The 12,312-nt window shown below is 30.8% G+C and carries 9 protein-coding genes; 2 read left to right on the top strand and 7 right to left on the bottom strand.

Features of this window, described 5'->3' with window-relative positions; translation table 11 throughout:
- Positions 1 to 19: 19 nt before the first annotated feature.
- Together AQ1689_RS11405 and AQ1689_RS11400 are read left to right on the top strand one after the other, a co-directional pair.
- Entirely contained in the window at positions 20 to 931 is a 912-nt protein-coding gene (locus AQ1689_RS11405; RefSeq protein WP_101956157.1) for an EamA family transporter, read from the top strand.
- Between the two features lie 156 nt (positions 932 to 1,087).
- The gene (locus AQ1689_RS11400) at positions 1,088 to 1,804 is read left to right on the top strand and encodes a 3-ketoacyl-ACP reductase (RefSeq protein WP_101914382.1); all 717 of its coding nucleotides are present in this window, start codon (positions 1,088 to 1,090) and stop codon (positions 1,802 to 1,804) included.
- Between the two features lie 78 nt (positions 1,805 to 1,882).
- Here the strand turns inward: AQ1689_RS11400 and AQ1689_RS11395 are convergent, their stop codons facing one another.
- The 7 genes from AQ1689_RS11395 to thiE all read right to left on the bottom strand — a co-directional run bounded on the left by AQ1689_RS11395 (position 1,883) and on the right by thiE (position 12,310).
- Positions 1,883 to 3,421: a reverse transcriptase family protein gene (locus tag AQ1689_RS11395; RefSeq protein WP_101956156.1), complete on the bottom strand. Its 1,539-nt coding sequence runs from the start codon at positions 3,419 to 3,421 to the stop codon at positions 1,883 to 1,885.
- 257 nt (positions 3,422 to 3,678) lie between these two features.
- Complete coding sequence (locus AQ1689_RS11390) at positions 3,679 to 5,310, bottom strand: SWIM zinc finger family protein (protein ID WP_101956155.1); 1,632 nt, start codon at positions 5,308 to 5,310, stop codon at positions 3,679 to 3,681.
- A 14-nt stretch (positions 5,311 to 5,324) separates the two neighbouring features.
- A complete protein-coding gene (locus AQ1689_RS11385; protein ID WP_101956154.1) occupies positions 5,325 to 8,381 on the bottom strand; it encodes a WGR domain-containing protein in 3,057 nt (1,018 codons plus the stop codon).
- Between the two features lie 229 nt (positions 8,382 to 8,610).
- Positions 8,611 to 9,666, bottom strand: a complete 1,056-nt coding sequence (moeB, locus tag AQ1689_RS11380; RefSeq protein WP_101956153.1) for a HesA/MoeB/ThiF family protein — start codon at positions 9,664 to 9,666, stop codon at positions 8,611 to 8,613.
- A 34-nt stretch (positions 9,667 to 9,700) separates the two neighbouring features.
- Positions 9,701 to 10,816 (bottom strand): 2-iminoacetate synthase ThiH, encoded by a 1,116-nt coding sequence (gene thiH, locus AQ1689_RS11375; RefSeq protein WP_101956152.1) that lies wholly within the window; start codon positions 10,814 to 10,816, stop codon positions 9,701 to 9,703.
- 18 nt (positions 10,817 to 10,834) lie between these two features.
- A complete protein-coding gene (locus tag AQ1689_RS11370; protein ID WP_101956151.1) occupies positions 10,835 to 11,605 on the bottom strand; it encodes a thiazole synthase in 771 nt (256 codons plus the stop codon).
- Between the two features lie 57 nt (positions 11,606 to 11,662).
- Positions 11,663 to 12,310, bottom strand: a complete 648-nt coding sequence (gene thiE / locus AQ1689_RS11365; RefSeq protein ID WP_058884687.1) for a thiamine phosphate synthase — start codon at positions 12,308 to 12,310, stop codon at positions 11,663 to 11,665.
- Positions 12,311 to 12,312: the final 2 nt, after the last annotated feature.

Below are 12,312 nucleotides of genomic sequence, written 5' to 3'. Positions count from 1 at the left end.
TACATCTAAAATTTAAAAAATGAACAAAATAAAAGGAATGATATTCGTTTCTATAGGAGCAGCTAGTTATGGTATTTTAGCAACTATTATTAAATTAGCCAATCATAATAATTTTGGTACAGCGGGGCTTACTTTTTTGCAATATCTTTTTGGGGTACTTGTTTTAAGTATCGCTACTTTTGTTATTAATACGAAATCAAAAAAAACTATTTCAGCAACAAATACAGCAAACCAAACAGCCATATCAACAGCAAAGTACCCGAGGTTAAAATTGATTTTTTTTGGAACTTCTTTAGGGCTTACCAGTAGTTTTTATTATTTATCAATACAATATGTTCCTGTTTCTGTAGGAATTATTCTGTTAATGCAAACAGTTTGGATGGGCATCCTTTTAGAATTTTTTATCGATAGAAAACTTGTTTCAAAAGCAAAAATAATAGGTTCAATAATGGTATTACTAGGTACTTTATTAGCCTCAAAAGTTTTTGAAAGTGATTTTAATTTAAATTTTATGGGGTTTTTATACGGCTTTTCGGCAGCCATATTTTATACCGCTTCTATGTATGCTTCTAATAAAATTTCGTTAGAATTACCAAGTTTAACTAGAAGTAAATATTTAGTATATGGCGGTTTTTTAGCAATCCTTATTTTTTGGAATTTTCAAATTATTGAAGAAGTAAATTCCGTAGAAATACTAAAATGGGGAATGGTTTTAGGCTTGTTTGGTACCGTATTACCTCCTATTTTATTTAGCAAAGGTGTGCCCGTAATTGGTAACGGATTAACAAGTATTATTGCCGCTTTAGAAATACCTATTTCGGTTTTAAGTGCTTTTTTAATACTAAATGAACAGATTGGTTTTTTACAAGGTGTTGGTATTATTATTATCCTTGCCACAATATTATTTATTAATGTTAAAAAGAAAAAATAGAAAATAGAAAAACCTGAAACTTCGTAAAAATGCCTAGCCCCGATTGAAGCATTTGTTTGAGCTCCTTTTTTGATTTTTTTCAAAAAAGAGCGAGTGCGGAAAGCGGGAAATAGCTCCAAAAAACAATACCTTTACTTATACAAACAGTTTATAAAAATGGAAGATTTAACAAATAAAAAAGCCATCATTACTGGTGGAAGTAGAGGATTAGGAAAGGCAACCGCAATCGCTTTTGCTCAAAAAGGAATACACGTTGCCATTACAGGTAGAAACGAAAAACGATTGCAAGAAACCGTTGCCGAATTAAAATCATACGGAATTGATGCTATCTATACCGTTTTTGATGTTGGTAATTATGAGCAAGTTCAAAAAGGAATCAAAGAAATTATTGACACCTTTAAAACCGTTGATATTTTAGTAAACAATGCAGGAATTGCAGCCTTTGGAACTTTTAACGAGATGAAAGTTTCAGATTGGTCACAAATTATACAAACCAATTTAATGGGAATGTATTATGTTACTAAAGAGGTTTTACCGTATTTAATCGAAAAAAATCAAGGTGATATTATTAATATTGCTTCAACGGCTGGTTTGAGTGGAAATGCGACAACCTCAGCCTATTCTGCCTCTAAATTTGCGGTTATTGGAATGTCGGAATCGTTAATGAAAGAAGTTCGTAAAAATAATATTCGTGTTTGCACGCTTACCCCGAGTACGATTGCTTCCGATATGTCGTTAGAATTAGGGATTACCGACGGAAATGTTGAAAAAGTGTTACAACCTGAAGATTTTGCAGAATTAATTGTTGCTGGTCTAACTTTACCAAGAAGAGCAATGTTAAAAGGCGCTTCTTTATGGTCAACAAATCCATAATTTAGATAATTTTTAATAGGCGTTTTCTTATTAATTTATCAGATAAATAATAAGAAAACGCTTTTTTTGATGAAATATTTATTTTTTAAACAAAGAACTTATTTTTTTTAAAATCCCCAAATCTTCTTTACTTTCTACTTTAGAAGTTAATTCTGAAACATCATTTCCTTGAATATCATTAGTGTTTTTAACATATTTTTCTTGATGACTTTCTTTATAAGAATGTGCTTTCAGAATATCACCTACTTGACTCTTATATTTAACACCTTTTTCTTTATCTACCTGATAAATATAATTTGCATATCCGTCAATTTCTGCTAAAACATTCAATCCGCCGTTCCATGTTTTACCTGCAATACCTTCTTTTTCAATTTGATATAACAATGCTCTAAAACGTTTTAATGATTTTTTATTGATATTCAATTTTTCATTCACCACAATACCCGTTACTTCCTGTCGTTGATTTCGCTTCATTATTTTAAGCTTATCAGGATGTAAATTAAAATTTTCTTCGGATATAATTTTTTTAGAATATTTTAATATCGCTGTAATATGTTTAAATTGTGCTTGATTCCCTGAAAAAGTAGTATCATCAACATATCGAGAATAGGCAAAACCATATTTCATCGCCAAACCATCTAATCGAAAATCCATTTTACGACATAAAATATTAGTTATCGCAGGGCTACAAGGCGAACCTTGTGGTAAAAAACGTTCTCCTCTTTGTGAAAAATAATTTTCTCCTAATAAAGAAATATCTAAAATTTTAGATTCTGAACATAACAATGAAAAAACAACCGCTAATTGTTCTGAATATCCTAATGATTTAAAAACTCCCTTTATTCTTTTATAAGTAACTGATGGAAAAAAGTTTTTCAAATCTTGATTAATAACAACAGCTTTATCTACATGAGGCATTGCGTTACTAATAATCGACCGTTCTTTTACACAACCATGCGCTTTTTCATGAACGATTACTTTATTTAAAATATTTTCTAGAATAAAATGTTGCGCTCTTTTCAAACGAGGCATTGGCGCAGAAATTAAACGATATCCGCCTGATTTTTTAGCAACTTTAAAACGTTTGTAGTGTTCAATTTGTGAGTTTTTTCTTGAAAAAGCTAAAAACCGAAGTTCATTTACCGTAATTTTCATCGCCTCAGCTAAATCTTTTACCGAATGATAAATTGGTAAATCAGCTTCTTTCAGTCTTACCTCATCTATTTGAGTATCGTTTAACTGATGAGAATAACCAGCACCTAAATAAGTAATATCTTCTTTTTTAGTTTGCTGCCATTTTTCCGCTTTTTCCTTACGGATTTGCTCTCTTTTAAGCTTAGTTTCTTTTTGTTTTTCTTTTGATAACTTCTTTCGCTCTTTGTGTTTATTGGCGATAAAAGCATCGGTATCTTTTATTAATCTTTCCTTTTTTACAAGTTTTGACAAATCCCCCGATAGGGCATTTTCTTCTTTTAAAAAGGCGTTTACTTTTTCGAAATTTACTTTGTCATCGCCCCAAAAACCTAATCGTTTCATTTCTGAAAGAATAAATTCATGTTTTGATGATTCTTTAATTTTGTCGTAAATCTCTTGTTTTCTCGTAGCTGAATTATCCATAAAACAAAAAAGAGGTAGCAATAAGATGTATATTTTTTCCCTTCGTACAATTCTAAAGACTGAATTGAACAACTCCAGTGAAATAGGTACTATAGTGCTATTTCACTTCGAAGAAGTTTAACCGGAAATGGCATTATAGTACCTATTTCACAAGTTAAGTTCGAGTCAGTGACGCGTTGGGTGTCTGTAAGCTAGATTGGCGATACACCAATCAAATTGCAAGGTTGTTATCTTATTACTACCAAGGTTTAAATATATTAATTTTTTTTATCAAAAGCGATTCTTGTGGCTAAAATATGTTCACAAGGTCCTTTTGTCATTTTATTTTGATGATAATAACTGCAAACACACTTAGCATCAACAATTTGAAGGTCGTTGTTAATAAGTACACTTGTCTTATAATTATTACTTACTGTCGCATTTATCGTTATATTATTGCCATCAATAGTTGTTTTTAAGTTTTCAACAGCTCCTGACTCCATCAATTCATAGGCTGTTTTATCAATTTCATTAGAAAAACGTAAGCTATCTAAATCAATTCCATCTTTCTTTAATTCCCGAATTCGATATACATTATTCTTTAAATCGTACACCACTTTTCCTGCTTGTGTAAAAGTTTGTAACGATTGTGTTACCGTTGTTTTATCTAGTCCTAAATCATTAGCCAAATTACTCGGAGTATTTAACCAATCTTTTCGCAATGCCAAATAAATAGTTTGCATGGTTGTTGCAGGAACTTGTCCTCTTGGCGAAAGCAAATCTAAATTAGTTGTCTGTGTCCAATCATTGGCTGTCCAACCAGATAATCCTAATGTAAAATACATATCATTTGCCAAATGTGCGATATAAAAAGAAGGCATACCGCTTCCCAATAAATGAACTGTAAATTTAGTAGTAACTGGCAATAATCGTTCTAAAAGCGTTATTCTTCTTCTTCCCCAAACTCTTATTTCCTTTTCTTGATCACCTTCATATATCGATTGTAAACAAGCTACTTCAATATTCCAAGGTTCAAAAACAGCAATAATAGGTTTACCAGGTTTTAAGATATATTTTATCGCCCTTGGTCCTTTCTTTTCTTTGTGTCTTTTTAATACGGATATAAAATTAGCAATATCCACAGGATGTAAATCAAAAGATACTTTATCGCTTGTCATGGCACTACTTACTTGTAAAAATCCACGAACCCAACTATCGGGCAAATCAATTTTTACTTCTCTGTAGGTATCTTCTCCTGTTGTTTTTACATCAAAACCCTTCGGATCTACTTTAAATTCGGTTTCTTTATAAGTTCTTATTTTTTGAAACTCATTATATAACGCCTTAGAATAATCAATGTTAGTTGTTCCACATTTAAACTCATTTATGTTTTTAAACACATCGTAACCACAAGATAATTTCCCGTAAACAGATTCATCTTGACTAAAACATTCAAAAAATACTTGATCTGGATGCACTGTAATAACAGGATCTAAAACAAACCAAGCAGCATAATCTCGTTTATATAAATAATTAAAATAGTTTCGTTGTGCATCATAAAAAGGCTTTGTAATTTCTTCTCTTTTTGAACGTAATTTTTTTAATTTTTCTTGAACTTCTCTAACATCTTCTTTTAGCCCAGATAATTCTGCTGTTGCATCTGCAATCCATACTTCTTCCTGACCTTTTAACCAAGCTAAATATTCTGTATTATCTTTAGGTTGAAAATTAAAATCGGCAATTACTACATGATGTAAGGCTGAAATAGCTTCTCTAAAAGGAATTTTCTTGTCTAAGCTTCCTACAAAATACGTAGGTTCTCTTAATACATCTGGTGCAAAACTTACGCCTGTAGATGCAATTCCGTTATTAACAGTACTATTGCCACTATATTTAAAATTAAACTTCATTCTTTTTCTTACGCTTATTTAATTAATAATGGCACTTCTACATCTGTATGTATTTCAGAAATAGTGATTAAAATATCTATAATTTTATCTTTATCAATTGCTGTTTTTGTATCTAAAATAGCTGTTAAAACTCTTACGGTCATCTCAGCGATTTCTTTATATTTTTTCGATTGATTTTCTAAAAAAGAATACACTCTTGTTTTTGTAGCTCTGTTAGTATTTATATAAAATAAGGTTGTTTTAAAATAATCTTCTAATTGTAAGATAACTTTTATATTATCCGAAGCATATCCTTCTAAATAATTGGTTACAAAAAACTGCATACTTTTCGTTGGATGCTCTTGTAAACTAACAAGTAACGGCAATCCTTTTTCTTCTGAAAAATGAGTTGTAATTAGGCTTCTACCTAAATGCTGTACTTGATTTTTTATGTGGTCGCATACATATAATAATAATGCGACTGTCCAATTTTTAGCATCAATCGATGTTCTAAAATAAGTATCAGCCCAATCGATAACATCTTGCCAATTCGTATTAAAAATAGGCAATGCTTCTTCTAATTCGTAATTTACTCTGGCTACGTTATTTTTAAAATAATTATGTAATTGTGTTCTTACAGAAAATACATCACTATGTGCTAAACGTACTAATTCAGGCATTTTTAAGTTATTCATATCTACTCTTCTTTCAAAAAGTGGCGTTCCTAACTTCTGTGCAAATTCATGTTTTGATAAAATTAACGCTATTATTTCTTCTTCAGATACAGGCTCTTTTTGAGTTCCATAAAATTGTACTAAAATATTAAAACAATTTTGATGTAAACCTTCATACGTTTCATCTTCTATTAAAGAAGCTAATAATTTTTTACGTAAATACTCTTTAAACTCTTCATCTAAATGAATTAATTTACGAATTGTTGGCTCTATTGCTTTTCTAACTGCTTCATCTTCTGAAAAACAAAAACCAATAATATTTTGTTTATTTTCTAATAAGAACTCATCAGGAAAATATGTTAAAAGTTCAACACCTGCAGTTCTTAAAACCGCTTCATCTGAAGTAATATATTCTTTATAAGTATCTTTAAAAAGTTCGTAAACAGATGTAGTATTGTGTTTTGCTAAATTGATTGCAAACAACTGATTTGTTACAAATTTTGAAGCCGATAAACTAATTATATATTGAGCAGATGTAGCACTTAATAATTCTCCGAAAAATGTATTTCCGATTAAATAATTAACCGAAATTAAAAATTCAGCAGTATATTTAGAAGGCTCATCAAACAATGTTATTAAATCATCTATAGATACTGACGTATTATATGCTACATTATTTTTATATAAATTACTTAAATAATCAATAACTAAAACCTCATCAGTAAGTAGTAATTTGGTTAGTAAAGAAGTGCTTGATAAATACGAAGCTTCATGTTTATCTAACCATTTTATTCCTAATTCAACAGCTTTTTTATATCTTGAAGATACTAAAATCAATAGAATTTCTTCTGATGCTTGGGCTATCGCATATTTTTGCTCTAAAACCTCAGCTATTAAATCTAATACCTTCGGATGATAATGTCGTATTAATTTGGCTATTATTTCTTCGGATAAATTTTCTAAAAAATGTGGATTCTCTTTTATAATTTTTAACGAAAAATCAACAGCAATACTACTTTTTGCATTAGCAAGAATGTACAATACTTCTTCTGATTTTTCATTCCAAAGAGTTGGAAGAATATCTTCTCTTATAGTATTATCGGTAAGTTCATCAATATAAAACCATTTATTACCGATACATTTAAACCTTGTTGAATTTCCATACAAGATATACATCAAAGCTAAAAATTGATGGTATTTCGGATACTGTCTTTTTTCTAATTCATAACCAGTTTCCTGATTATAAACCCACTCACTAACCGTATTTTCAGGAGCTACATCTATCTGATCATTTAAAGAACATAATATCTCTTTAGCACATGTAATATACCCTTGTTGATTCTCTGTACTTAAGGTATATATTTTCTGATAGGTATTTTTATTAAAATAGTTTTTTGTTTTTCCTGAAAAAGCAATTCTTGGATTTGGTTTTTTCTTTTCTACGGATGCTTCTACCCAATTATATTCATCATCTATATTTGGATAATCAGAACTGTAAGTGGCGTTACTAATAGCAATTCGTTTAGATACTAAGGCAAAAAATTGAATATCATTTATAGCATAAGCCGCTCTATAAATATAACGTACAGATTTAAAAGTGTTTACTTTTAAAGGGATTTTCGCTATTATATCGAATAAAGTAGCTCTCTCCACATCATTATTATAGGAATGAACATACGTATAAAATAACAACATCGGATTTTTACTTCCTTCTCCTAAAAACTGTGTTGCTAAAGAATCTATTTCAGTTTTTGTAATATGCTTTGCAACTTCGTTTTGTACTATTTTTACATTTGTAGCATTTCCATACTTTAAAATATAAGCTACGGATATTCTAGCTCCAATAGTATTAAAAGTATCTTTTTTGAAGATTTTAATTGCATCTTCAACATAATCTGATTCATTAAAATCAATTAAAACAGATAACGCATTATACTGTTCAAACTCATCCGATGAATGGATAAATTGAGCTATTAATGGTATTGCTTCTCTTATTTTTAAAACACCAACTCTATTTATAATTCTAGATACTTTCCAATTTCGGGTATAAGTTCCTTTTAAAGCTTGATTTAAATACTTTAAAATAGTATCTTTTCGTGTAGTACTTTTTTCTTCTTTCTTTTCTAAGTCTTTATAGGATTTAAAGAAATGAGTAATTTCTTCTTGTAAATGAGTGTTTAAATTGGCTTCTGAATATCCTTTCTTTTCTTTACTTCCGACTAATTTATTGAAGATTTTCTCGGCTTCTTCATAAGATACAGGAAAAACAGTTTTTGTTCCTTCTCTTAAACTCGCGCCTCTTCTACCATATCTAAAGTTTACTATAAATAAATCTTGACTTTCACATAGGTCAACTTCATAAACTTTGTCTGATTTTTCATCTGAAAAATATAATTTCTTTTGTTTGATTAATTTCAAGGCTTAATTTTTTTTTAAGACTTTAAATATATAAATATTTTAGAAAATAATCCTCTATTTGTTGTTTTTAACACGTATTTATCTTTTTATAAGAGCCGCTAGTTTAAAAATTAAATTATCGTCATGCTGAATTTATTTCAGCATGACGGATTCGATTTTTTATTTTTATGCTATAAACCTGTCTAAATGAAATTTAAACAGGTTCTAAAAATAAATACGTGTTAATTTTTTAATTTAAACCATTTTTAAGGTTTATTAAAATTGCCTCTTTTAAGGAATCTTCTAAAAAAGAAATCGCTCTTTTACTTCTAATACCCGATTTACAATATACAATTACAGGTTTCGTTGTATCAATTTCATTTAATCGGTCTGGTAATTCTACCAAACGAATATGCTGTCCTCCAATATGATGTTGTTCTCTTTCCCAGTCTTCACGAACATCTAATAAATTATATTTTAATAAATCTACTTGTAATTCTTCGATTGTTATTTCATTTTCAGCTTCTATAATTCCGCAGAAAAAATCATAATTATCTTCTAATTTTGTAATAACTCCTTCTGGCGTTTTTTCAAAATCTAAAACCATTTGACGCATTGTTAAGGTATCATACATCAATAATTTATTAGCTAAAACATCGCCAATTTCACAAATTATTTTAATCGCTTCATTTGCTTGAAAACTACCGATAATCCCTGGTAAAACACCCAGAACACCAATTTGAGAACAATTTGGCGATTCATCAGGTTTTGGTGGCGTTGGATACAAACATCTGTAACTCGCACTGCCTTTATAATTAAAGACACTTACCTGTCCTTCAAACTTAAAAATTGCGCCATAAACCAATGGTTTTTGAGTAATTACAGCAGCATCGTTGCTTAAATAACGGGTTGAAAAATTATCACTCCCATCAACAATAACATCATATTGTTCAAATAATGAAATAGCATTTAATCGTGTTAATTTCTCCTTATAAACATTAAATTTCACAAACGGATTTAACTTTGATAATCGGTTTTTGGCAGTTTCTGCTTTTGAAACTCCAATATCATCAATTGTATATAAAATTTGACGTTGTAAATTACTTTGCGAAACTTTATCATCATCAATAATACCAATTGTACCAACACCTGCGGCTGTTAAGTATTGTAATACAGGACAGCCTAATCCGCCAGCACCGATTACTAAAGCTTTTGAATTTTTAAGTTTTAACTGCCCAACTGAACCTATTTTATCTAAAATAAGATGACGGTTATATTGTTTTTTTTCTTCTTTTGATAAGCTCATTTTCTTTTTTTAGCTATAAATTAAATCACATAAATTATACAGATTCAAAATGCTCCCAGTCTTTCCAAACCACTTCTAAACCTTGACTTTTCAGCATTTTCACTACTTCTTCGGTACTTCTTTCATCTGAAATCTCAAACTGCTCTAACGACTCTGGTGCTACCGCATATCCTCCAGGATTTGTTTTTGATTCTGCACTTATAGAAGTTGTCCCTAAATTTACGATATTATTTCTAAAAACTTCACTTTCTCTTGTTGACATTGATAACTCAATATCTTGGTCTAACAAACGAAAAGCACACATTAATTGCACCAAATCGGCATCTGTCATTTCAACTTTTGGTTCTAATCCACCAGAATGCGGTCGTAACCTGGGAAACGAAATAGAATATTTTGTTTTCCAATATGTTTTTTGCAGATATTTTAAATGCAATGCGGTAAAAAAACTATCGGCACGCCAATCTTCTAATCCGAATAAAGCACCCAATCCTATTTTATGAATTCCTGCTTTTCCTAACCTGTCGGGCGTATCTAAACGGTAATCAAAATTAGATTTTTTCCCCTTCGGATGATGCTTTTTATACTCCTCTCTGTGGTAGGTTTCCTGATACACCAACACCGCATACAATCCAGCATCAATTAACGATTCATATTCTGCTTGATCTAAAGGTTGAACTTCGATCGTAATATTTGAAAATTGCGAACGAATTAACGCAATCGCATTTTTAATATAATCTACGCCCACCGTTCTATTCGCTTCACCGGTAACTAACAAAATATGGTCGTAGCCTTTATCTTTCAAAAAAGCGACTTCTTTTAAAATTTCAGCGTCTAATAAAGTACGTCTAGGTATTTTATTGGTCATACTAAACCCACAATAGGTACAAATATTCTGACACTCATTACTTAAATACATCGGCGCATACATTTGTATGGTATTTCCGAAGCGTTTTTTAGTAAGCGAGCTACTTTTTTGAGCCATTTGCTCAATATAAGGGCGTGCCGCAGGCGATATTAATGCTTTAAAATCTTCTAAATCTAATTTTTCTTTAGATAACGCATTTTCTACCTCAACAGCGGTTTTCTCGAAGATACTTTGTAGGCTTTCATCCCAATTATAGGTATCGAAAAGTTCTTTAAAATGACTCATTATTTAGTTTAAAAAGATTTAATTTAAAAAACTCGTTAACGGGCTACTTGCTACTGCTTGTTTTTGAATAGGCGCTAATTTTGCTTCGTACGCCATTCTCCCTGCTTCAACAGCCATTTTGAACGCTTTTGCCATTGCCACAGGATTTTGAGAAACCGCAATTGCCGTGTTTACTAAAACAGCATCGGCGCCTAATTCCATAGCGTATGCAGCGTGCGATGGTGCGCCAATACCAGCATCCACAATTACAGGAACGTTAGATTGTTCTATAATTATCTCTAAAAAATCAGCTGTTTTTAAGCCTTTATTACTTCCTATTGGTGCTCCTAATGGCATCACACATTGTGTACCAACCTCTTCTAAACGCTTACATAAAACAGGATCGGCATGAATATAAGGCATCACTACAAAACCTTTTTTAACCAATTCTTCAGCAGCTTTTAAGGTTTCGATAGCATCGGGTAATAAATACCTCGGGTCGGGATGAATTTCTAATTTAACCCAATTTGTTTCCAATGCTTCCCTAGATAATTCAGCCGCAAAAACAGCTTGTTTTGCCGTTCTAACACCAGAGGTATTTGGCAATAAATTTATATGAGGCTGCTTTAAATGAATTAAAATATCATCCTCTTTATTTTGAACATCTACTCTTTTTAAAGCCACCGTTATCAATTCACTTTCACAGGCTAATAATGCTTCTTTCATTAATTTTGAAGAACTAAACTTACCTGTTCCAGTGAATAATCGCGATGTAAATTCTTTAGCTGCTATTTTTAATGTTTTGTTCATTTTCACTTTAATTTTTCACTTTAATTTTTACTTTAATTTTCACTTTAATTTTGACAACTATTTATCATCCATTTTATACACTTGCTCTTGCGTGCTTGGCGAACTTAAAATTTTATGAAAAACAGGAATACTCGTAAAATCGCGGGTAATAGCTCCTGATGCAGCAACCCCATAAATACCTGCTTGTACAATTGGAGCAACGTCATCTAAAGTGATGCCTCCAATTGCAATTATTGGTGTTTGAGTTTTTAATTCCTCGATGATTTTTTTATAGCCATCTACTCCTAAAACAGGGCTTAAATTCTTTTTAGTTTCTGTAAAACGAAAAGGACCTAAACCGATATAATCTACTTTTTTATCTAGTAAAACCTTACACTCTTCTAAAGTGTTTGCAGTTCCGCCAATGCTATAAAATTTCCCTAAATACGCACGTACTTTTAACGGGCAGTCATCTTTTTTACCTAAATGAACACCATCTGCATTTACTTCTTTTGCTACTTTGTAGTAATCGTTTATAATTAACCTTGTTTGATAATGAGCCGTTAATTCTCTGGCTTTCTTTGCGGTTTCTAAAATCGTTTTAGGATCAAAACCTTTTAATCGTAACTGTACCCATTCTGCCCCCGAAGCACATGCCGTTTGAATATGATCTAAATGGTCTTGTGCTGTTTCTCCTTGTGTTATATATTGTAATTTACTTATCATTT

Origin of the sequence: Tenacibaculum finnmarkense, assembly GCF_900239185.1 — a bacterium.
Taxonomy (GTDB): Bacteria; Bacteroidota; Bacteroidia; order Flavobacteriales; family Flavobacteriaceae; genus Polaribacter; species Polaribacter finnmarkensis.
The sequence above is the reverse complement of the archived record's forward strand: the minus strand, read 5'-3'. Positions and strand labels throughout refer to the sequence as shown.